A 19,119-nucleotide genomic window follows, 5' to 3' on the forward strand; every position below is an offset into this window, starting at 1 on the left:
TTCCGCCGCCCTGCCGCCATGCCGATCACGCGACGTTCAGCGTGACGTCGATGTTGTTGCGAGTGGCGTTCGAGTATGGGCACACCGCATGCGCCTTGTGCGCCAGTTCTTCGGCTTCGTCTCGGCTGAAGCCGGGCACCTGGATGTACAGCTCCACTTCTATGCCGAAGCCGGCTGGGATCTGACCGATGCCGACTCTGCCGGTCACGCTGGTGCCTTCGGGCAACTTCTGTTTTTCCTGGCTGGCCACGAAGTTCATGGCGCTAAGAAAGCAGGCCGAATAGCCGGCCGCGAACAGTTGCTCGGGATTGGTTCCGCTAGCCCCGTTGCCGCCGAGTTCCTTGGGCATGGCGAGATTTACGTCGAGCGCGCCGTCGGAGGAGACGGCCCGGCCGTCGCGGCCGCCGGTAACCTTCGCTTCGGTACGGTAGAGAATGGTATCGATGCTCATGTTGATTTACCTCTTCGGTTAGGTGCGTGGCCGCACGGTGGTTACTATCGAGCTATTTAATAGTGCGCTATTAGACAGGCCGAAAAAAATCAAGATGGTTCTTCCAGGTGTCGACGCAGCGTATGCAACTGCTCCCGTAACGCCACCAGTTCGTCTGCCGAGCAGTGCGTGGCGTCGAAGACGGCGCGCTGAATATCGCCCGCTCTGGATTGCAGGGCCCGTCCATCCTCGGTCAGCGATACCAGCACCTGTCGCTCGTCGTCGCGCGAGCGTGTGCGGGTTACCAGCCCTGCGGCGTCCATGCGCTTCAGCAGCGGCGTCAGCGTCGCGGATGCGGAGTCCAGCAGTAGGCGCTCGCTGATTTCCGAAACGCTCAGGCTGTCGTGTTCCCAGAGAATCAGCATGACCAGGTACTGTGGATAGGTCAGATTCAGCGACCTCAGGACCTTGCGATACACCTTGTTCATGGACAGTTGCGTCGCGTACAAGGCGAAACACAGCTGCGCATCCAGCTCGAGTACCGGCAGATTTTGCGCTTCGGTTGGAGTGAGCTTTCCCATGGGTTCGCATGGTATGACGCAGGCGATTAAATAGCAAGCTACTTAAGTTCAGCCGAGGATCAATAGCGCGGTTTGCGCCCTGCAGCGAGCTGAAGATAGCGGGCAGTGCCGGGCGCGGGATGATTGATTTTGTTGTCTGGAGTGTTATTAATTCCATAATTATGGAATTATAGAAATATGGAGATGAACACGGTCATTGCCGCTCTTTCCGCCCTGGCCCAGGAAAGCCGTCTGGCGATCTTTCGCAGCCTCGTCGTGGCGGGGCCGGAAGGCATGACGCCTAGCGCACTGTCCGAAGCGCTGTCGCTCGCACCGGCCACGCTGTCGTTCCATCTCAAGGAACTGGTGCAGGCGGGATTGCTGCGCAAGCGCCAGGACGGCCGCTACATCCACTATCAGGCCGACTTCGAAGCCATGAGCGGCGTGATCGAATACCTCACCGAGAATTGCTGCCAGGGCCAGTGCTGCGACATCGACGGCACTGCCTGCGCGGCGTCCTGACCAGGAGAATGCCGATGAAACGCTTCCACGTGCACCTGTCCGTCGCCGATCTGGGCGACAGCATCCGTTACTACACGTCGCTCTTCGGCGCCGAGCCGACGGTGACCAAACCCGACTACGCCAAGTGGATGCTCGACGATCCGCGCGTGAACTTCGCGATTTCCCAGCGCGGCGCCAAGCCGGGCCTGGACCATTTGGGTTTCCAGGTGGAGTCCGACGAGGAGTTGGCGCAGATCAACGAGCGTCTGGAGTCGGCAGAACTGCCGTCGGTCGAGGAGACCGGCGCCGCCTGCTGCTATGTGCGTTCGAACAAATACTGGTCGGTCGATCCGCAAGGCGTTGCCTGGGAGGGCTTCCATTCGCTCAGCGACATCCCGACCTTCAACGAGGCGGAGGATAGCGGGGCGACGGCCTGCTGCGCACCCAAGGCGCAAGCGCAACAGGCGGGCGGGGGCTGCTGCTGACGGAAGCTTTTGCACGCCGCGAACCGGATTGATTTCGCCATGGGCGCCTCGCAAAGGGCACCCATGGCGTTTCCCAGCCCTTCCGGCCGGCGATGCGGCTCAGAAGTTCGACGCCGCGTCTGGATAGTCCGCGCCCAGCGTGGTTTGCTCCCAGGCGTCGAAGTCGCGTTTCTTGGCTTCCAGACCTTCGCGCGCGAGGTCGAGCGCCGGCTTGCCGAGCAGCAGGTGCCGCGGCGGAGTCGGCGAGGCGACGATGTCGATGAGCGCCTGCGCGGCGCGTACCGGATCGCCCTGCTGCTTGCCGTCGCGGTCATGCGTCTGCCGGCGGCGCAGGCCGGCCGTTTCCGCGTAGTCGTTGATCTCGATCGCGGATTGCACGAGCGAGCGGCCGGCGAAGTCGGTGCGAAACGGTCCCGGTTCGACTGCGGTGACCTTGATGCCGAGCGGTTCCACTTCGATCGCCAGCGAACCGGACAGGCCTTCGACCGCGAACTTGGTGGCATGGTAGTAGCCGCTCGCGGCGAAGCTGACCAGCCCGCCGATGGACGAGAGGTTGATGATGTGGCCGCTGCGGCGGGCGCGCATGCCGGGCAGCACCGCCTTGGTCACGTCGATGAGCCCGAAGACGTTGGTGTCAAACATTTTGCGCACGGGCTCGTCCTCGCCTTCCTCGACGGCGGCCAGATAGCCGTAGCCGGCGTTGTTCACCAGTACGTCGATGCGGCCGAACCTGTCCTCGGCCTGCCGTACGGCGCGGCCGATCGCCTCGCGGTCGGTGACGTCCAGCGACAGGGTTAGGGCGGTGTTCGGGTGGCCTTCGATCAGATCCCGTAGCTTGCCGGCGTCGCGCGCCGTGGCCACCACGCGGTAGTCCTGCGCGAGCAGCAGTTTGGTCAGTTCGCGGCCGAAGCCGGTGGAGCAGCCGGTGATGAACCAGACCGGCGTCTGTTCGTTGTTTGGCATGGTTGTTCGTCCTTGAGTTGATGGAACGAGTGCGATGAGCGCGGCATTCAGCGGTCGACCATCGCCATCATGCGTTCGGGGTAGCGCGGCCCGGAGATCCTTTCGGGAGCCAGTGCCTGGTCGAGCGTCTGCATCTGCGCGGCATCGAGCGCGATGGCCGCGGCGGCGACGTTCTCCTCCAGGTACCGGCGGCGCTTGGTGCCGGGGATGGGCACGATGTCCTCTCCCTTGTGCAGCAGCCAGGCGAGCGCGATCTGTCCCGGTTTGGCGCCCAGGCCTTCGGCGATTTCGCGCACGGTCTGCGCGGCCTGCATGTTGATGTCGTAGTTTTCGCCCTGGTAGCGCGGGTCGTTGCGGCGGAAGTCGGTTTCGGGATACTCCTCGGCGCGTTTGATCGCGCCGGTGAGAAAGCCGCGTCCCAGCGGCGAGAATGGCACCAGCCCGATGCCCAGTTCGCGCAGGGTGGGGATGACGTCCTGCTCCAGATTGCGCTCCCACAGCGAATACTCGCTCTGCACCGCGCTGACCGGGTGTACGGCGTGGGCGCGCCGAATGTTGCCGACGCCGGCTTCCGACAGGCCGAAGAAACGCACCTTGCCCTGCTGCACCAGTTCGCCGACGGCGCCGGCTACCTCCTCGATGGGTACGTCGCGGTCGACGCGGTGCTGGTAGAGCAGGTCGATGTGGTCGGTGCGCAGGCGTTTGAGCGAGCCTTCTACGACTTCGCGGATGTGCTCGGGACGGCTGTTGGCGCCGGTCATCTTGCCGTCCTCGATGCGGAAGCCGAACTTGGTCGCGAGCACGACCTGATCGCGCTTGCCGGCCAGCGCGCGACCGAGCAGGTCCTCGTTGGAGAAGGGGCCGTAGACCTCGGCGGTGTCGAGGAAGTTGCAGCCGAGTTCGATGGCGCGGTGCAGCGTGGCGATGGACTCGGCTTCGTCTGCCGGGCCGTAGGATTGGCTCATGCCCATACAGCCCAGGCCGATAGCGGAAACCTCGAGCCCCTGGCTGCCGAGTTTGCGTTTGTTCAATGTCATGGCGTGTCCTCGAATGGGACGACCAACGCGGGCTTCTTCCACGGAGGATAAGCACGGGCGTTTGGGGTCGTGTGAATGTCAGCGACGTTTGCCGTTTGTGGCAACACCGCGATCTGCGCGATCGCGGAACAGCTCCGGAGAGCTTTAGAACTAAGCTACGCGAACCGTGGCTTGTATGCGTGCCGCCCGGGGACGGGCAGCGAACGGAATGAGCTTAGCACAAGATTGGATACTGGCCGCGGAGCGGGTGCGAGCATCCGGGCCCAGCTTCCGATGAAGATGCGCTGTGACTCGGATTAAAATCAACATATGTCAATGCGGATATGCTGCGAACGAAAACGCCGTTGAAACTGCGCCGTGAGGCTATGTTTCCAAGGAGCTGGCTAACGAAGCACCGGTGCATGTACCCACATCCATATCCTCGAGCAGCGCGTCTAGGGCGCGCCGGCCAAGGTCAAGGCGATACCGAGTCTTGAGGTGGCGTTCGGCCGGACCCGCCTCATCGGGTCGCGGATGGCGGTGATCAAGGCGGACGGCAGCCGGCGCGAACTGCGTTTCGATCGTGCGATCCTCGTCACCGGTTCTCTGCCTTCGCGCCCTTCCATTCCCGGCGCCGATCTGCCCGGCGTGCTCGATTCGACGGGGCTGATCGAAATCGATGCTGTGCCGGAGTCGCTGGCCTCGATCGGCGGCGGATCGGTCGGTGTGGAAATGGCGTAGATTTACGCCATGCTTGCCGGCCTGCTCGCCGAGTGTCTGGCGGCTGAAGGCATAAGTCTGCGAACCGGCGTGAAGATCGAGTCGATTGAAGGCGAGGAAAACCGGCATACCGTTCGCTACAGTCTGGACGGACAACCCCGCGCAGGTGGAGGGCCATCGTCGCAGGCCGCCCTCCCAACGTCGAGGGACTCGGCCTGGGGACGACCGCGGTGCGACATGACCGTCGCGGCATCAAGGTCGACGACACTCTGCAGACCGACGAGTCCGGCATCCATGCCACCGGCGATCTGGTGGTCAACCCCATGTTCGCGCATTGGGCCACCGCGCAGGCGCTGGTCGTGGCCCGTCATCTGCTCGGTGTGCCGGTCGCGTTCCCGCGCCGGGATTACAACAGCGCGGTGATTTTCTCCTATCTCGAACTGGCCATGGCTGGGCTCACCGAGGAGGGGCCCGTGCGGCCGGGCAGGACGGGGGCGTGGCCGAGTACGATTACCGCGGCGATGCCCGCACCGAGATCAGCGGCGCGGCCTTTGCTCGCCTGCGCTCGTCTATCGGCGCGGGGGCCGGAGCATCGTGTGCATCCATGCCCTGGTCAAAGGGACCGCGGACATTATGGGCGAAGTGGTGCTGGCGATGCGCCACGGCCTGACGCTGGAACGGTTCGCCGCCGCGATTCATCCGCACCTGATTTTGACCGATGCCATGCGGGCGGCGAAGATGGCGCACCCGGGTGAGCGCCGCCGCTAGGGGGCGCGAAGGCCTCAGCGCAGCTGGCTGTCCTTGCTGCCGCGGCGGTTGTAGCCGCTGAAAGCGGTGGCCTGTTTGTCATGTTCCTCTTGGCAGGCTACACACAGGCGCACGCCCTTGAGCGCCTGGCGGCGCGCCGGGGGGATTTCCTCGCCGCATTCCTCGCAGTGCGTCAGGCTTTGCTGACCCTGTGGCAGCTGGCTGCGTGCGCGCTGTAATGCGTCCTGAACGGTGTCGTCGATCTGGTCCTGAACCGCGCCGTCTTTTGCCCATCCGCTCGCCATGAGTCTTCCCCGCTGCACGTGACTATGCCCTGATTATCGGACAAGCCGTGCCGTCTCGCCATGCTCGGGCAGGGCTGCACAAATGTTCCAGACCGTTGCGCCGAGGCGGCTAGAATTATGTTTAGGCAACGATTGGCGTCTGCTTCGAGTGACATATGTCTCCACGCGATTGGATCGATCTTTCTCAGGATAGCGAGACCGGTATCGAGACGCTGCGCGCGCATTTCGAGGGGCATGCCTACGATCCGCACTGGCACGACAGTTATCTGATCGGGGTGACCGAGCAGGGCGTGCAGCAGTTCAACTGCCGGCGACAGCGGCACAGCAGTACGCGCGGCAAGGTGTTCATGCTCGAGCCCGGCGAGATCCACGACGGCGAGGCACCCGAGGACGCGAGTTTCACCTATAGCTCGCTGTATATCGATCCGCAGTGGCTGATGCGGGAGCTGCGCTTGGTGTACGGGGAGGTGCCCTGCGGCTACGAGCTGCATTTCGACGTCTCGCTGACCGCCGATGCACCGTTGGCGCAGGCAATCTCGGTCGCGTTCAAGGCCCTGCAGAGCAAGGAGCTGCGCATCGTCCGGCAGAGCGCGCTGGATGCGCTGTTCGACAAGCTGACGCACCACGTGCGATGGCGTATGCGGATGGGGGGCAGTCCGCGTCTGCCGTCGGTTGCCCTGCAGGCGCGGGACTATCTGCATGCGCATATGGCCGAGGACATCGGGCTGGACGATCTGGCCCGGGTGGTGGGCACCGACCGTTTCCGGCTGACGCGGGCCTTCAAGGCCGCCTTCGGCATGCCGCCGCACGCGTACTTCATCCAGCTGCGGCTGGCCAGGGCGCGGCGCATGCTGGCGCTAGGCGTGTCGCCGTCGGCTGCTGCCGCCGATCTGGGTTTCGCCGACCAGAGTCATCTGGGGCGCTGGTTCCGGCGGGCCTACGGGCTGACTCCGGCGCACTACCGCAGGCGATGCTCAAACGTTCCAGACTGAGTCCCCGGTCCGCGCCAATATCGGTCCCTCGAAAACAATGCGAGGAGACCGCCATGCATGCCCCGGTTTGTTCATCCGCCCCGCCTCATGCGCCGTTCGAGGTGGCCTGAAGATGGAGGCGTGGGCGCCGTTCCTGCTGTTTTCCGCCGTCATGGCCGTGACGCCGGGGCCGACCAATATCCTGGTGTTCGCCATCAGTTCCCGCCACGGCTGGGCTGCGGCCCTGCCCGCCGTGCTGGGAGCGGGCGCCGGGGTGGCGAGCCTGTTGCTGCTGGCGGGCTTGGGGCTTGGCGAACTGCTCCTGCGCCAGCCTCTGGTGCAGGAGGTGTTGTCGTGGATCGGCGTGGCCTGGTTGAGCTGGCTGGCGTGGAAGATATTCAGCAGTCCACCGGCACATCTCGACGGGGACGGCGTCCGGGAACGCAAGGCACCGCTGGGTTTCGTCGGCACCGTCGGTCTGCAACTGGTGAATCCCAAGGCGTGGATCATGGCCTTGTCGGCGGTGACGGTGTTCTCCGGTGCGGCGCTGGGGCATGCCGGAGGCAGCCTGGAGATGGCGCTGCTGTTCTATCTGGTGTCGCTGCCCTGCGTGGGCGCGTGGGTGGTATTGGGGGCGGGCACCGGGCGCCTGCTGGGGTCGCCGCGGCGCATGGTTTACATGAACCGCGGCCTGGGATTGTTGCTGCTGGTTTCGGCGTGGGTGTCCGTACTGCTGTGAGGAAAAATCCCTCAGTGGGTGCCGGCCTGCGCGGGTAGCGGCGCGGACTGTACCGTGAACGGCACGCCGTGCGGGATAACGGCAGAGTCGCCCGGTTCGTGCTTGAAGAGAATCGCGTACTTCGTCTGAATGAAATAGACACGTCTGCCGTAAGCGAGGCCGGATGAAGGCGAAGCGAGTCCGTTGACCAGAGTGTCTAGCGTGGCCGAGCCGTTTGCGTGCACGGTGGCGAGGCTGACGCGACCGTCCAGCGGATCGTTCTTGGCGAAGGCGTTGGTTTCGAAGACCAGCAGGCGGTTGTGGTCCAGATAGCGGATGCCGTCGGCGTTCTTCAAGGTGCGCGGGAAGCGGATCGTTTCCACCCTGCCCGGAGAACCATCGGCGCGCAGAGGAATCCTGAACAGTTTCGGCGCGGCTGTGACCAGACCGACGTAAATGGCGTGGCCCGGTTCGATGGCGATGCCGTTGAGGCAGTATGGGCCGCTTTTCGGGTAGAACTGCGGCGCAACAAGCCAGGGTTTCAATTCGTCGTGCACGCCGTCGAGCACGAGGATGCGCGGGTGCAGCGAGTCGGTGACGAAGATGCGGCCGTCATGCGCGAGGGCGAGATCGTTGCAAAGACCGCCGCCGGGCAGGGCATAGCTGCCGCGCGGCGCACCGGTTTTCAGGTCGAAGGCCTTCAGCGCGGAGGGATGATGCGGCGCGGTGGAGTAGCCGATATCGCTTGAACAGGCCCACAGCAGCCCGCGTTTGCTATCGACCAGTACGCCCTGCGTGTTGGTCAACCCGCTGCTGCCGGACGGCACGAAGACGCGGGCCGTCGTTTCCCCCGGGCGCAGTCGCGCGATCGAGCCATGACGCCAGCTGCCGATGTAGAACGTGCCGTGCGGACCAACGGCGATGCTTTCCGGATAGAAGTCGGGTGGAAGTGTGAAGGTGTGGGCGATGCTTGCCGCCTGCGCTGCGTATGCGCATACCGCCGCGGCCAGCGCGGCGGTCAGAGCCAGGATGAGGGAAAACGGGGATCGCTGCTGCATGTCGGTTGCTCCTGTTGAGTCGTCGGAGCACTCTATTCGCAATATTTTAATTGATCATCGGCATTTTGGTTGTCGGATTATCAATCTAAAGGTTGCGAATGGATTATCTGAAGACACTGGCCGTATTCGTGCGCGTCGCCGAAAAGGGCAGCTTTGCGGCGGTTGCCGAGGAATTCGGCGTTTCCGGAACCATGGTCGGCAAGCATGTGCAGGCGCTGGAGCGGCGCCTGGGCGGCAGGCTGGTGGCGCGCACGACGCGGCGCCAAAGCCTGACCGATCTGGGGCTGGAATTCTATGAACGTGCGCGTTCGATCCTGGCGGAGGTGGAGTCGGCCGACGGTCTGGCGGAGGAGATGCGCAGCCAGCCGCGCGGGACGCTGTGCGTCAGTGCGCCGACGGCGCTCGGTGCCGAGCTGTTGGTGGATGCGATTGCCGATTACCAGCGCGCGTATCCGGAGGTCGAAGTCGAGCTGAGCGTTACCGATCGTGTTGTGGACCTGGTCGACGAGGGTTTCCATGTCGCCGTCCGCACGGGCGAAGGCGTCGATCAGGGGCTTGTGGAGCGAAGGCTTCGGCCGTATCGGGTCGCGGCCTGCGCCAGCCCGGCCTACCTGGCCGAGCGTCCGGCGATCCGCGAACCGGAGGACCTTCTGCAGCACAGTCGCCTCAGTTTTGCGCATTGGGGAGAGCACCCCGTGTGGCGCTTCAGGCGGAGTGATGAGACACGCGCCGTGCCCGTCGCCGGCGCATTCCGTTCCGATAACGTTGTGGCTCTGCGACGGGCCGCTCTCGCCGGTTTGGGAGTCGCAGTATTGGCGGAAGCGCTGATCGAGGAGGAGCTTGCTGCCGGCACGCTGCAGAGGGTTCTGTCCGAATGGCACCTCAAGGCACGTCCGACCGTCCTGGTCTGGCCGCCGCATATGCGCGCTTCGGCCAAGCTGCGTTCATTCGTCGAGTTCATCGGCGAGCGCTTGGGCGAAGGTGGTGGAACCGGATTGGAGGCATGAGGATTGCTTCGGGTGATGTCGAAATGAGTGGGATTTAGCCAGTTAACGGCAATAAACGGCCAGAAGCGGAAGTTCCGTGGAGCAGCCTTGACCGTCCGTTATCCGACTATGAGCATCAATTCTGGCCTTATAGGGATTAGTCGCCCCGCCGCTACGCTTGGCCGCACAACTACTAGCATCTGTATGCGCCGAGCCCGGTGTGTTAGATCCAAACATCATTTTGGGCCGTTCGATCGTTTTCTGAATCTCCTGTATTCAGCACCCCACGCGGCTCGATCAGTAGCAGTTTGACCTCTGCGCCCGCAAACGGCTTGTGCTCAACCCCTTTGGGGATGACCGCTAACTCACCAGGCTGTAGCAATATCGATCTATCCCTGAAATCGATCCGCAAATTTCCGTCGAGTACCAGGAAAGTTTCATCGGTCTCGGCATGCTGATGCCATACAAAGTCGCCTTCCAGCTTAACGACTTTGAACTGATAGTCGTTCATTTCGACGATCACACGCGGCTGCCAGTGTTCTTTAATGCGGCCGACTTTTTCGATCAAATTGATTGCAACGCCTTGGCCACGAGAGTCGGGTGCCAATTCAGAAATCTGAGTCATGCTGTACTCCGTTGGATATGGGCAGATACAACCCTATATCCGGAGCGGGATACACATCTTGAACGATCGTGCAAATCAGATAACGACGCAATTTGCTTGTGCGCGAGCAATTTGTAGCCAGCGGCCAGGGGGCATGCCGTAAGTTTTAGTAAAATGGCGTGTCATATGACTTTGATCGGCAAAGCCGGCCCCCATTGCGGCATCGATCAGTGTGCACCCTTGAAGCATTCTCTTGCGCGCGACTTCGAGTCGTCGCATCGTCAGATAGCGATACGGGCTTGTGCTGTAGAACGCACGAAAGTCGCGAATCAAACGCCAACGTTCACGCCCTGTTGCTTGTTCCAATTCGTCGAGCGTGACTTGTTGATCCAAGTGCGCGTGCAGGTACTCTCTCGCGCGTCGTGCGCTCGCGAAGCAACGGGATGCAGAGACAGGGGACGCGTTTGAGACTGCAGCCAACGCCAATGCCAGTTCGGCAAGGGCCTCATCTTGTTCGAGAGGCTGCAATGGCGAAGACATTCGGGGTAGCAGCACCTCCAGCGCGTAATGCAAGCGAGGATCGGTCGATACGCCGCCATCAATGAACGGTAGGGTTTTGCCTTCGAGCACATCATGGAAAAGCGCGGGTTCGATATAGATCATCCGGTAGCGAAAACCTTCATGTGTACCAGCCTGCCCATCATGTGGTTCGTCCGGGTGTAGAACAATCGTATGGCCAGGCAAACTGTGACGCATGCTTTTCTGGTAATGAAAGCTCTGTACACCCGCGAGGGTGCGGCCAATGGCATAGGTGTCGTGGCGATGCATTGCATAGGCGTTCCCTTGAAAGAACGCCTCTATGCGTTCGACGCCTGCGGTCGGTTGATCATGCGCAACCCAGTCAGACTGGTTCTGTCTTTGACGTGAACGCATCACACCCCTCGTGCTTGGCAGTTACTCGCATTCAAGGGTTAGATGATTAAGATTTAATATTGTTCAGGCGAGCCCGAATAGCCGCCAGATTTCTAGATGCTTCCTGGCTCTCTGTGGATCTAGCCGTCCGCAATGTGCGGGATAGCTGACTCTCTGAGGGAAAGATGCAAATGGCTGCAGTGGGTCCAGGCCGTGTGTAAACGCAGTTTTTCCTGATTGAGTGCCCAGGAAGCGCCGAACACGGGTCGTCAGCCGAGCACATGGCGGTCATTTTTGACCGCACCGCTATCGCGCCGATATGCAGTTCAGCGCCTTGGCGGTCTGCCTACGGGTGAATGGTGCTGATATAGGCCATCAGGCCCGTATTGCCGCCATCAGGGGTTGCGTTCCCATGATGGCCATCACGCGTTTGAGGTTGTAGGCCAGCACATGCAGGCTCATTTCGGTACTCACTCGTGGCAAGGTCCGGGTCAGGAAGTGCGTGTGACCCATCCAGGCTTTGAGTGTTCCGAAGGGATGCTCCACCGTTGAGCGACGCACGCGCATGCGTTCGGGCTGTTCATCCAGGCGTCGCTCGGCTGCTTCGATCACCGCCTCATGTTCCCAGCGGCTGACGCGCCGATAGTCGCCGATCGTGCACTGCGGTTTCATCGCACACTTCGGACAGGCCGAGGACCAGTAGCGGTGGATCGTCAGGCCGTTTTCTTGGCGGGTAAACTGGTAGATCAGGCGTTGACCGGCCGGGCATTCATATTCGTCGTCCTCGCGACGATAGATAAAGTCCCGTTTGCCGAACTGGCCTCTGGCCAGGTTGCCGGAGGTCTGTGGCTTGGGTAGATACGTCGTGATCTGTGCTTGGTCGCAGGCCCGCAGTTCTTCTCCGCGGAAGTAGCCGCGATCGGCGACGACGTCGAGGCGTTCAGCACCGATGGCCGCTTTGGCCTGTCTCGCCATACGAGCCAGCTGGGTTCGGTCATGGCCCACGTTGGTGACCTCGTGCGCCACGATCAGATGGTGCTTGGCATCGACCGCGGTCTGGACGTTGTAGCCGACCATCCCCGTACCGCGGCCACTGGTGGCCATGGAGCGGGCATCGGGATCGGTGAGCGAGATCTGTTGATCCGGTGCGCCAAGCATCCGGACCTCAAGCTTTTTTAGCCGAGCCATCTCCTGCTTGAGCGTAGCGATCTTGTCCTCAAGGCGCTCGGCCTTGGCTTTGGCCACCGCTGCCTCCTGGCGGTCCGCACTGGCGATCTGACCGAGATAGCGTTCGATGCTCTCGTCGATCTGCTCAAGGCGTCGCTTGAGCTTGGCCTTGGTAAAGTTCCGGTCGCGGTTGTTCACCGCCTTGAACTTGCTGCCGTCGATCGCGACGAAGGCGTCCGTGAACAGCGCCAGCTTGCGGCACAGCATCACGAACTCACAGCACACCAGGCGGATCGCTTCACCGTTGTCCCGGCGAAAGTCGGCAATCGTCTTGAAGTCCGGGGCCAGACGCCCCGTCAGCCACATCAGTTCGACGTTGCGTTGCGCTTCGCGCTCCAGACAGCGAGAGGACTGCACGCGATTGAGATAACCGTAGATGAACAGCTTGAGCAGCGTCGCCGGATGGTAGCCCGGACGGCCTGTGGCTTCGGCTGTGGTTTTGAAGCCCAGCCCCGACAGATTCAGCTCATCAACAAACACATCCACCACGCGAACCGGGTTGTCTTCGGCGACAAACTCATCAAGACTTTCTGGGAACAGGGTCGCCTGCTGGCGATGCTCGCCTTCGATAAATCGCTTCATCTTCAGCCCCGAGTTGCTCACCTATTACTTGGATCAACTGGGGCGGGCTTGGTTCACGTTTTCACACAGCCTGGGTCGACAGCAGAAGTCGCCGGTATTTGGAAACAGGCCTTCGTTTCGCGCCAAACCAATTGCAGCCCCATTCGTCGTTATCCAGCGCGTTCCTGTACCTAACGAGCCTGCTTGCTCAGACAGGCGCTTACCTGGGCGTGGTCCGAATAGGAAAGACGCCCATTTGCATCGGGCGTGGAACGTTCGTTGCCCTTTCCGGTGCCGGTGATCAGTACGCCGTCGTTCGGGCCGGCGCTGGCCAGTGCATGAGCGATGGCGGCCTCGCGCGAGCGGATGGCCTCGGCAGCAGTGCCGGGCGGCAGGCCTGAACTCAGGTCTTCGATGATGAGGGCGGGATCTTCGTCGTTCGGGATGGAGTCGGTGAGGATGATGCGATCGGACAGACGCGCCGCCACCGCCGCCATTAACGGACGCTTTCCTTTGTCACGGTTGCCCATGGCTCCCAGTACGCACCACAGCCGGCCCGGTACGTAGCCGCGGAAGTCGGTGAGCACGGATTCCAGTGCGTTCGGGGTATGCGCGTAGTCGACCACGGTCAGCGGGCGGTTCGGATTGGCGAAAAGCTCCATGCGTCCCGGAACGGCCGTGACCTTGGAGAGCGCTGCCGTCGCATTGTCGAGGTCTTCGCCGAGCGCGAGCAGAGCGCCTAGCGCAGCCAGCAGATTGGAGACGTTGAAGCTGCCCGCGAGCTTGGTGGAGAGGCGCCGTTCACGCCCGTTCGCGGCGACGTCGAGCGCCAGGCCGCCGGGACCGGCCCGATGCAGGCGTCCCCGCAGGGCCGCCGATGCCCGCCCCTGCAGGCTGTAGCCGAGGGCACGTACGCCGGGGGCAAGCCGGGTACGGCAATCGCGGCCGAAGGCGTCGTCCTCGTTGAGCACCGCCGTATGCAGTTCACTGCGTTCGAACAGCCGCCTTTTGGCGGCCGCATAGGCTTCGATCGAGCCGTGATAGTCAAGATGGTCACGGCTCAGGTGCGTGAGCACCGCCACGTCTATCTTTATGCCGTCCAGGCGCCCCTGACTCAGGCCGTGCGAGGAGGCTTCCAGCACTACGCCGCGTGCGCCCTGTGCGCGCAACCGGGCCAGCGTGCGGTGCAGGCCGATGACGTCCGGCGTGGTCAGTCCATTGTCTTCAGCAGTCTGTTCGCCGGGCCAACCGGCTCCGAGCGTGCCGATCACCGCGCAAGGGAACCCGAGTTCGCCGAGCGCCTGGGCGATGTAGTGCGCGGTGGAGGTCTTGCCGTCCGTGCCCGTGACCGCCAGTAGCGTCAGTTCCCGATCGGGATGACCGTGGAAACGCGCCGCGAGCGTGCCCAGATGCGTTCGCAGTTCCGGTACGACCACGACGGGCAACGGGGCCGGGGTTGACGGTTCCTTCTCGGTCAGTGCCACGACGGCGCCGTGCGCTGCTGCGTCGTCGAGATAGGCGAGGCCGTTGCTGTTGGTTCCGGGCAGTGCGACGAAGGCATCGCCGGGGTTCACCCAGCGCGAATCCAGCGACAGACCGGATATATCCAGCGCTGGAGCCGCCACGTCGATTCCCGCCAATAAGGTCGATAGTTGCATGTGTCGAACCAAGTGCCTTGGGGTTGCTGCGAAGGAACGTTGGCCCGAGTGTGGCCTATGTGGGGCGTTTGGGCGGGGATGATGAAGGAATGGTATAGATGCAAGGCTTCGCCCCTCATATTGGAAATATCTCCTCAATAAGGTTTCAGCGAATTTGGTTTTGCGCTATATCAATAACTTTTGGGTGGCTTTTGGAGGCGTGATGACAAAAATTCCGGTCGTCGATGCTGATCGTGCTTCGGAGTCTTCCGGGGAACACACGAAATCAACCACGTTTCTGGGAGCGTGCAGAAGGTATTTGTGTCGCTGGTTCGGCTGTTTCTGCCTGAGGGAAGAAACCTTCGGTCATGATGGGAGACAAGAGAGGCTTTGGTTGGAACTCGTAGAAAAGTCACGATTTGTCCGTTCTGAAATAGTGGATATGAATGGCATGGTCAGGGACATTAAATCGGGACGCTGCAAGCCGTCCGGAAGCAAGCGAGTTTTTGCAAAAATCCTGGCAGCAGATCGATCAGCTTGTGAAGGGGCTTAATAAGTTGAGCGAGGATGTGCAAGATCACAAGGATACTGTTCGGCACATCGTCAATCTCTGGGAGAGAATGAGAGAGAACCCATTGTTTCCCGGGATCTCGCCCGCACTGTCGCAGCAGTTGAATTCGCCTGATAACCACGATGCGAACGATACGTCCAATCTGATGCGCTGGATTGCCATGTTCGAAGAGCAGGCGACCGAGATCGAACTGTTCGTCGGGTATGTCACGATCCCTGAGCGTGTGAATGGCTGGCTGGCCTTGGCGCGTCCCGGCTATATCTTGCCGTTCCATCTCGTGTTCGAAGACGAATTGCCGGCAGAAAGTAGCCGCCAGAAAGTGTTGAATTACCTGTCGTGGAAGCCTGCGAAAATCATCGGAGGATTGGTCGATCCGAATGCGGGGTTCATCTACCGTTATCCGCGGTGCGTGGTGGAAAGAGCGTTCCGGCATGGACTCGTGATTTTGCTGTTCACCGCGATGGCGACCGTGTTCGCGTGTTGGCATACGGTCGACAGTGTGTTGGCACTGGAAACGCCCTATGGGCCGATCAACGAAGCAACCGTGCTTCTGAAGGGGTGGCTGGCGGTATGCGCCGGTGTCCTGGTCCATTGGCTCGTTGATCAGGGTAAGAACAGGCAGGACAAGGTGTTTTCCCAGACGAGGCCTATTTTTCCGATTGGGGCTATTTTCTGGCCGCGAGAACGGGGTCCACGCTGGCGGCATTGGCGCGGGCATTCATCGTGTTCGTGGGACTTATTTTCCTGTTCGACAAGCCGTAGGAATTGACGCTCAGTTATTGTTTCTTTGCCGGCTACGGTTTCGACAGCATGACGGGGTTGTTTGCGAAGAGTTCAGCGAAGCGGGTGGCCTCGCATGTCGAGGCCATGCAGGCACGGCTCGATGCGAAGGAAAAGCTCGCGAGGCAGTAAGAACCGGCTATTCGGTTGCCGGCTGGCCGCCGCCTGCCTTGCCGACCCCGACGATCCAGGGTTCGTAGCGTTGTCCGTAGGCCAGCGTCACCGTGGGGACGGGGGTGCCGTGGTGGCTGGAGTAGCGCTGGGAATTCAGTGCGAGGATGGCGGCGGTATCGGTGTGCGGCACCGATATGGTTCCTGGCAGGAGCCGGGATACGCTGCCGCGCAGAGCAGGTTGAGGGGCACCGCTGCCGTTTCTGCGGTAGATCTGGTAAGCCGTTATGCGCGCCTTGGCGATGAGGTAGCGCCTGCGGTCGGGATAGCGTGCCCGCAGGGCCCCTGGGGCGTTGCCGACGTCGACCAGCACCAGGCGCGATGCGGTTTTGGCGAAGCGTTCGAAGCTTGTCTGGAGGCGCTGGCGCCGGGTTTCCGACTTCACGGTTTTCAGCTCTTCGTCGAGCTTCGTCCGGCGGGTTTCGAGCAGTCGCTGCCAAGCGGTACCGCCGTATTCCAGCACGAGGTAGGCCTCGCGCGTCCGGCTCACCATGCTATGGCGCCAGCCGCGCCTGTCCACATAAGCCCTGGGTTTGTGAAAGCCGATGGTCAGCAGCTTTTGCTCGTTCAGAACCGATTGGCCGGGGCCTTCCGGGCGATGCCAGCGCAGGTACAGCGATACGCCGCTGTTCTCGCGGCCGAGGCCGTAGTAGCTGTGGGCGATGTATACCTCGCGGGCGGTGAGCTGCAGTTCGGAGGTGGGGGCGCCGCTGCGATTGTAGGCGACGCCGGCGAGCACGACGACGTTGGCCAGCAGGACGAAGGCGATCGCGAGCAGAAAGCCTTTGCGCTTCATGTGGCCGGCTCCCGGGTGGCGGCGCGCAGGCGCTTGAGCACCAGCAGCAGGCCTACGGCGATGAGGCCGAGCAGGAGGAAGAAGAGGTATTTCGGCATCCAGTCCCACCGCCAGTCGAACAGCTTGGTGTACAGGAACAGGACGAAGAAGGTGATGCCGAGATTGGCCTGGCCGGGCCACAGGCGGCGGATGCCGAGCCAGACGGCGAGGGCGCTGCCGACGAGGCCGAGAATCTGGTAGGTGTTCTCGATGGCCGTGGTGCTGAGCGGGAGATAGCTGGCATTGCCCCAGTTGGACAGGATGAGCATGGCGATGAAGACGACCAGCAGGCCGTATACGCGGTAGATCGCGGCGAAGGCCGGGCGTCGGGACGGCAGCACGAGGCCGCCGGCGAACAGCAGCAGGCCGGCCATTACGAAGTTCTCGGGACGCTCGCCAAAGGAGAGCCGGTACATGCCGCTCCAGGTGCCGACGGTGGCCGCGAGATAGCCCATGAGGCTGGTGAGGCCGGCGACCAGGATCAGTTTCAGGCCGTAGGTGTAGGCGAGGATGAGGCCGAAGGCCGCCCAGGCGAGAAAGGCATTCTCGCTAGGCGTGATGTTGAAGATTCGCCCCAGCATGCTCAGGTCGAGCACGAAACAGGCGAAGGCCACGAGGGCGGCGAGCGAGGTGAAATACAGCCCCTGGCGTTCGCGCCGGGCGATCCATTCCACCGCGAGGGTGGTCAGCAGGGGCGCGGCGACCAGGATCAGCGTTTGGGCCGGGGTGCCGAGCAGCCCCCAGAAGCGGTAAAAGAAGAATACCGCGGCAGACAGGGCCAGCGCACCGATGAACGAGGCGATGCGCATGCTCCAGGACAGGCGTTTTTGCGTCTGGCTGGTGTCGATGTCGAAGCGTTCGGAGGCGGCGTGCAGCAGTGCGTCGTGATAGCCGCGTACGTGCGCCTTGGCCTGCTCGGGCAAGGTCAGCACGTCATCGGAATCCAGTATTTCCAGTTCCACGCGAAAGGTGCGGACCTGGTCGGCGCGCGACTGCGCGGCCTGCTGCTCCATGCCGATTTCCCGTTATGGTTCTTGATGTCCGACGGGAAGAGTACGGGCAGGGGCGGCGGGCGAATGCATCATCCTCCGCGAGGCCGTGCCGTCATTTCCCGGTCAGGCGCTGCCAGGTCTGCGTCTTGTGGAATATCCACACGTAGCCGCGCACCTGAAGTTTCTTGCCGTCGTCGCTCAGCCACATCTTGCAGTTGTAGGTCTTGCCGTCCTCCGGGTCGTAGCAAGAGCCTTTGTCCCAGTCGCCCTGTGCGGGCTGGTAGCGGAAGCCGTGCAATACCTTCAACCCAAGAACGGGTTGCGTGCGCAGAGCCTTGTCCGGATTGTGGCGGTCGATCTTGGGTTTGCCCGCCAGCGCAGGGTCTTTGAAACCGTTCGGATAGTCCGGTTGTTTGAGCCAGACGATCTTGCCGGCATAGCTGCCGTCGGTCTGGCGTGCGATGACGACGTGCGACTTGTCGTTCGGCGTGACCCAGGTGCCCGTGACGGCGTCTGCGGAAGGCGCGGCCGAGGCTGTCAGCGGTTGCAGCAGGACGGCGGCGAGCAGGGCGGGAACGATGCTGAAGCTGATGCGGCGGGTGATGGGAAGCTGTGTCTGCATGTCGTTATCCGTGCGATGGAGATGTAGACAGGATAGGCTACCCGAGCCCGTTTAGGCGGTGTTGCGGCGAGGTTCCGCTATGCTTTGGAACGGCGGTGACGGCTGTGCTCCCCGGTCGTGCGGCCTGTCTGCGGCGTCACTCGGTCTGTCGCCGCGTTGGGGGAGGTCGTGTGAGTAGGCTCCGTCTCTTTGGCTCATCGAGAAAACGATATGTGGCGAATCGTGATTCTGATGGCGGGTTATGCTCCCTGGATCTTCCTGTATTTCCCTCTCGCTTTCTCGATCATGTATTCCCCTCCCTGGTTGCAACTGCCGGTACTGGTCGGCTATGTGGCGCTGTATGGCGTGCTGAGTTACCGATGGCTTAGCGGCAGCCGGATGATCGCCCGCGTGCTTTGCGCGTTTGCCATACCTCTGCCCGTGTTGGCGGTTATTGCATTGTCCGAATACCATTCCCTGGGCAATGTCGGTTTCATACTGCGTTGGTTGGTGATGCTGGTGATCCATGCAGGTGGCGTGTTGACGGCGGCGTTGCTGAGTCGGCTTAGTGCGCGCACCCGGTATCGGTTCTAGCGTCGTGCGTGCTGGAATATTTCGGATCGCGCATAGTCTCGTATTGTGATGCTTTTCGAGAATGACAGATTACTAAGTCGGACGGAGGCTAGACGACGCTTGGCGCGCCTGTGCTGCGCCCACGCCCACCCACCGACGGCATTGCCGTCAAGTAATATACAGGCCGATGTCCGG

General features: G+C 62.1%; 23 protein-coding genes. 9 read left to right on the forward strand and 14 right to left on the reverse strand.

Annotated elements, in window-relative coordinates; all coding sequences use genetic code 11:
* Positions 1-25 precede the first annotated feature (25 nt).
* Positions 26-451, reverse strand: a complete 426-nt coding sequence (locus P8014_RS07965) for an organic hydroperoxide resistance protein (RefSeq protein ID WP_337816783.1) — start codon at positions 449-451, stop codon at positions 26-28.
* A gap of 89 nt (positions 452-540) precedes the next feature.
* Positions 541-1,011 (reverse strand): MarR family transcriptional regulator, encoded by a 471-nt coding sequence (locus P8014_RS07970; RefSeq protein WP_337816784.1) that lies wholly within the window; start codon positions 1,009-1,011, stop codon positions 541-543.
* 183 nt (positions 1,012-1,194) lie between these two features.
* Here P8014_RS07970 and P8014_RS07975 point away from each other — a divergent pair, with 183 nt between their 5' ends.
* Positions 1,195-1,512: a metalloregulator ArsR/SmtB family transcription factor gene (locus P8014_RS07975; RefSeq protein WP_337816785.1), complete on the forward strand. Its 318-nt coding sequence runs from the start codon at positions 1,195-1,197 to the stop codon at positions 1,510-1,512.
* 14 nt (positions 1,513-1,526) lie between these two features.
* On the forward strand, positions 1,527-1,976 hold the full coding sequence (locus P8014_RS07980) for an ArsI/CadI family heavy metal resistance metalloenzyme (protein ID WP_337816786.1): 450 nt from the start codon (positions 1,527-1,529) through the stop codon (positions 1,974-1,976).
* A 99-nt stretch (positions 1,977-2,075) separates the two neighbouring features.
* On the opposite strand, the gene P8014_RS07985 is transcribed toward P8014_RS07980, so the two are convergent.
* Together P8014_RS07985 and P8014_RS07990 are read right to left on the reverse strand one after the other, a co-directional pair.
* Positions 2,076-2,939 carry an oxidoreductase gene (locus P8014_RS07985; protein WP_337816787.1) on the reverse strand — a complete coding sequence of 288 codons (864 nt, stop codon included), beginning with the start codon at positions 2,937-2,939 and terminating at the stop codon, positions 2,076-2,078.
* A gap of 47 nt (positions 2,940-2,986) precedes the next feature.
* Complete coding sequence (locus P8014_RS07990) at positions 2,987-3,976, reverse strand: aldo/keto reductase (protein ID WP_337816788.1); 990 nt, start codon at positions 3,974-3,976, stop codon at positions 2,987-2,989.
* 477 nt (positions 3,977-4,453) lie between these two features.
* Here P8014_RS07990 and P8014_RS07995 point away from each other — a divergent pair, with 477 nt between their 5' ends.
* Positions 4,454-4,696 (forward strand): FAD-dependent oxidoreductase, encoded by a 243-nt coding sequence (locus tag P8014_RS07995; RefSeq protein ID WP_337816789.1) that lies wholly within the window; start codon positions 4,454-4,456, stop codon positions 4,694-4,696.
* 116 nt (positions 4,697-4,812) lie between these two features.
* Here the strand turns inward: P8014_RS07995 and P8014_RS08000 are convergent, their stop codons facing one another.
* On the reverse strand, positions 4,813-5,046 hold the full coding sequence (locus tag P8014_RS08000) for a hypothetical protein (RefSeq protein WP_337816790.1): 234 nt from the start codon (positions 5,044-5,046) through the stop codon (positions 4,813-4,815).
* Between the two features lie 262 nt (positions 5,047-5,308).
* Here P8014_RS08000 and P8014_RS08005 point away from each other — a divergent pair, with 262 nt between their 5' ends.
* The gene (locus P8014_RS08005; RefSeq protein WP_337816791.1) at positions 5,309-5,443 is read left to right on the forward strand and encodes a hypothetical protein; all 135 of its coding nucleotides are present in this window, start codon (positions 5,309-5,311) and stop codon (positions 5,441-5,443) included.
* A 14-nt stretch (positions 5,444-5,457) separates the two neighbouring features.
* Here the strand turns inward: P8014_RS08005 and P8014_RS08010 are convergent, their stop codons facing one another.
* A complete protein-coding gene (locus P8014_RS08010) occupies positions 5,458-5,727 on the reverse strand; it encodes a DksA/TraR family C4-type zinc finger protein (RefSeq protein WP_337816792.1) in 270 nt (89 codons plus the stop codon).
* Positions 5,728-5,882: 155 nt separating this feature from the next.
* Between P8014_RS08010 and P8014_RS08015 the strand changes: the two genes are divergently transcribed.
* Together P8014_RS08015 and P8014_RS08020 are read left to right on the forward strand one after the other, a co-directional pair.
* Positions 5,883-6,719 carry an AraC family transcriptional regulator gene (locus tag P8014_RS08015; protein WP_337816793.1) on the forward strand — a complete coding sequence of 279 codons (837 nt, stop codon included), beginning with the start codon at positions 5,883-5,885 and terminating at the stop codon, positions 6,717-6,719.
* 112 nt (positions 6,720-6,831) lie between these two features.
* The gene (locus P8014_RS08020) at positions 6,832-7,437 is read left to right on the forward strand and encodes a LysE family translocator (RefSeq protein ID WP_337816794.1); all 606 of its coding nucleotides are present in this window, start codon (positions 6,832-6,834) and stop codon (positions 7,435-7,437) included.
* 11 nt (positions 7,438-7,448) lie between these two features.
* Here the strand turns inward: P8014_RS08020 and P8014_RS08025 are convergent, their stop codons facing one another.
* Entirely contained in the window at positions 7,449-8,474 is a 1,026-nt protein-coding gene (locus P8014_RS08025) for a hypothetical protein (protein ID WP_337816795.1), read from the reverse strand.
* A gap of 98 nt (positions 8,475-8,572) precedes the next feature.
* On the opposite strand from P8014_RS08025, the gene P8014_RS08030 reads away from it, so the two are divergent.
* Positions 8,573-9,481, forward strand: a complete 909-nt coding sequence (locus P8014_RS08030; RefSeq protein ID WP_337816796.1) for a LysR family transcriptional regulator — start codon at positions 8,573-8,575, stop codon at positions 9,479-9,481.
* Positions 9,482-9,683: 202 nt separating this feature from the next.
* Here the strand turns inward: P8014_RS08030 and P8014_RS08035 are convergent, their stop codons facing one another.
* From P8014_RS08035 to P8014_RS08050, 4 genes are all read right to left on the reverse strand, one after another.
* Positions 9,684-10,085 carry a cupin domain-containing protein gene (locus P8014_RS08035; protein ID WP_337816797.1) on the reverse strand — a complete coding sequence of 134 codons (402 nt, stop codon included), beginning with the start codon at positions 10,083-10,085 and terminating at the stop codon, positions 9,684-9,686.
* A gap of 75 nt (positions 10,086-10,160) precedes the next feature.
* A complete protein-coding gene (locus tag P8014_RS08040; protein ID WP_337816798.1) occupies positions 10,161-10,997 on the reverse strand; it encodes an AraC family transcriptional regulator in 837 nt (278 codons plus the stop codon).
* Between the two features lie 354 nt (positions 10,998-11,351).
* Positions 11,352-12,785 (reverse strand): IS1182 family transposase, encoded by a 1,434-nt coding sequence (locus tag P8014_RS08045; protein WP_337816799.1) that lies wholly within the window; start codon positions 12,783-12,785, stop codon positions 11,352-11,354.
* 170 nt (positions 12,786-12,955) lie between these two features.
* Positions 12,956-14,422: a UDP-N-acetylmuramoyl-L-alanyl-D-glutamate--2,6-diaminopimelate ligase gene (locus tag P8014_RS08050; RefSeq protein WP_337816800.1), complete on the reverse strand. Its 1,467-nt coding sequence runs from the start codon at positions 14,420-14,422 to the stop codon at positions 12,956-12,958.
* Between the two features lie 425 nt (positions 14,423-14,847).
* On the opposite strand from P8014_RS08050, the gene P8014_RS08055 reads away from it, so the two are divergent.
* Positions 14,848-15,741 carry a hypothetical protein gene (locus P8014_RS08055; RefSeq protein WP_337816801.1) on the forward strand — a complete coding sequence of 298 codons (894 nt, stop codon included), beginning with the start codon at positions 14,848-14,850 and terminating at the stop codon, positions 15,739-15,741.
* A 150-nt stretch (positions 15,742-15,891) separates the two neighbouring features.
* On the opposite strand, the gene P8014_RS08060 is transcribed toward P8014_RS08055, so the two are convergent.
* From P8014_RS08060 to P8014_RS08070, 3 genes are all read right to left on the reverse strand, one after another.
* On the reverse strand, positions 15,892-16,719 hold the full coding sequence (locus P8014_RS08060) for a DUF4824 family protein (RefSeq protein WP_337816802.1): 828 nt from the start codon (positions 16,717-16,719) through the stop codon (positions 15,892-15,894).
* Positions 16,716-17,771 (reverse strand): DUF2157 domain-containing protein, encoded by a 1,056-nt coding sequence (locus tag P8014_RS08065; protein WP_337816803.1) that lies wholly within the window; start codon positions 17,769-17,771, stop codon positions 16,716-16,718. The genes P8014_RS08060 and P8014_RS08065 overlap by 4 nt, the downstream gene beginning before the upstream one ends.
* Positions 17,772-17,862: 91 nt before the next feature.
* A complete protein-coding gene (locus tag P8014_RS08070) occupies positions 17,863-18,372 on the reverse strand; it encodes a DUF2147 domain-containing protein (RefSeq protein ID WP_337816804.1) in 510 nt (169 codons plus the stop codon).
* 210 nt (positions 18,373-18,582) lie between these two features.
* Here P8014_RS08070 and P8014_RS08075 point away from each other — a divergent pair, with 210 nt between their 5' ends.
* Positions 18,583-18,945: a hypothetical protein gene (locus P8014_RS08075; protein ID WP_337816805.1), complete on the forward strand. Its 363-nt coding sequence runs from the start codon at positions 18,583-18,585 to the stop codon at positions 18,943-18,945.
* Positions 18,946-19,119 lie beyond the last annotated feature (174 nt).

The organism is Acidihalobacter sp. (assembly GCF_037381185.1).
Taxonomy (GTDB): domain Bacteria; phylum Pseudomonadota; class Gammaproteobacteria; order DSM-5130; family Acidihalobacteraceae; genus Acidihalobacter_A.

Coding starts and splice junctions, on each gene's coding strand:
- P8014_RS07965 (WP_337816783.1), bottom strand. CDS start 451: ATGAGCATCGATACCATTCTCTACCGTACCGAAGCGAAGGTTACCGGC.
- P8014_RS07970 (WP_337816784.1), bottom strand. CDS start 1,011: ATGGGAAAGCTCACTCCAACCGAAGCGCAAAATCTGCCGGTACTCGAG.
- P8014_RS07975 (WP_337816785.1), top strand. CDS start 1,195: ATGAACACGGTCATTGCCGCTCTTTCCGCCCTGGCCCAGGAAAGCCGT.
- P8014_RS07980 (WP_337816786.1), top strand. CDS start 1,527: ATGAAACGCTTCCACGTGCACCTGTCCGTCGCCGATCTGGGCGACAGC.
- P8014_RS07985 (WP_337816787.1), bottom strand. CDS start 2,939: ATGCCAAACAACGAACAGACGCCGGTCTGGTTCATCACCGGCTGCTCC.
- P8014_RS07990 (WP_337816788.1), bottom strand. CDS start 3,976: ATGACATTGAACAAACGCAAACTCGGCAGCCAGGGGCTCGAGGTTTCC.
- P8014_RS08000 (WP_337816790.1), bottom strand. CDS start 5,046: ATGACGGGCCACGACCAGCGCCTGCGCGGTGGCCCAATGCGCGAACAT.
- P8014_RS08005 (WP_337816791.1), top strand. CDS start 5,309: ATGGGCGAAGTGGTGCTGGCGATGCGCCACGGCCTGACGCTGGAACGG.
- P8014_RS08010 (WP_337816792.1), bottom strand. CDS start 5,727: ATGGCGAGCGGATGGGCAAAAGACGGCGCGGTTCAGGACCAGATCGAC.
- P8014_RS08015 (WP_337816793.1), top strand. CDS start 5,883: ATGTCTCCACGCGATTGGATCGATCTTTCTCAGGATAGCGAGACCGGT.
- P8014_RS08020 (WP_337816794.1), top strand. CDS start 6,832: ATGGAGGCGTGGGCGCCGTTCCTGCTGTTTTCCGCCGTCATGGCCGTG.
- P8014_RS08025 (WP_337816795.1), bottom strand. CDS start 8,474: ATGCAGCAGCGATCCCCGTTTTCCCTCATCCTGGCTCTGACCGCCGCG.
- P8014_RS08030 (WP_337816796.1), top strand. CDS start 8,573: ATGGATTATCTGAAGACACTGGCCGTATTCGTGCGCGTCGCCGAAAAG.
- P8014_RS08035 (WP_337816797.1), bottom strand. CDS start 10,085: ATGACTCAGATTTCTGAATTGGCACCCGACTCTCGTGGCCAAGGCGTT.
- P8014_RS08040 (WP_337816798.1), bottom strand. CDS start 10,997: ATGCGTTCACGTCAAAGACAGAACCAGTCTGACTGGGTTGCGCATGAT.
- P8014_RS08045 (WP_337816799.1), bottom strand. CDS start 12,785: ATGAAGCGATTTATCGAAGGCGAGCATCGCCAGCAGGCGACCCTGTTC.
- P8014_RS08050 (WP_337816800.1), bottom strand. CDS start 14,422: ATGCAACTATCGACCTTATTGGCGGGAATCGACGTGGCGGCTCCAGCG.
- P8014_RS08055 (WP_337816801.1), top strand. CDS start 14,848: ATGGCATGGTCAGGGACATTAAATCGGGACGCTGCAAGCCGTCCGGAA.
- P8014_RS08060 (WP_337816802.1), bottom strand. CDS start 16,719: ATGAAGCGCAAAGGCTTTCTGCTCGCGATCGCCTTCGTCCTGCTGGCC.
- P8014_RS08065 (WP_337816803.1), bottom strand. CDS start 17,771: ATGGAGCAGCAGGCCGCGCAGTCGCGCGCCGACCAGGTCCGCACCTTT.
- P8014_RS08070 (WP_337816804.1), bottom strand. CDS start 18,372: ATGCAGACACAGCTTCCCATCACCCGCCGCATCAGCTTCAGCATCGTT.
- P8014_RS08075 (WP_337816805.1), top strand. CDS start 18,583: ATGTGGCGAATCGTGATTCTGATGGCGGGTTATGCTCCCTGGATCTTC.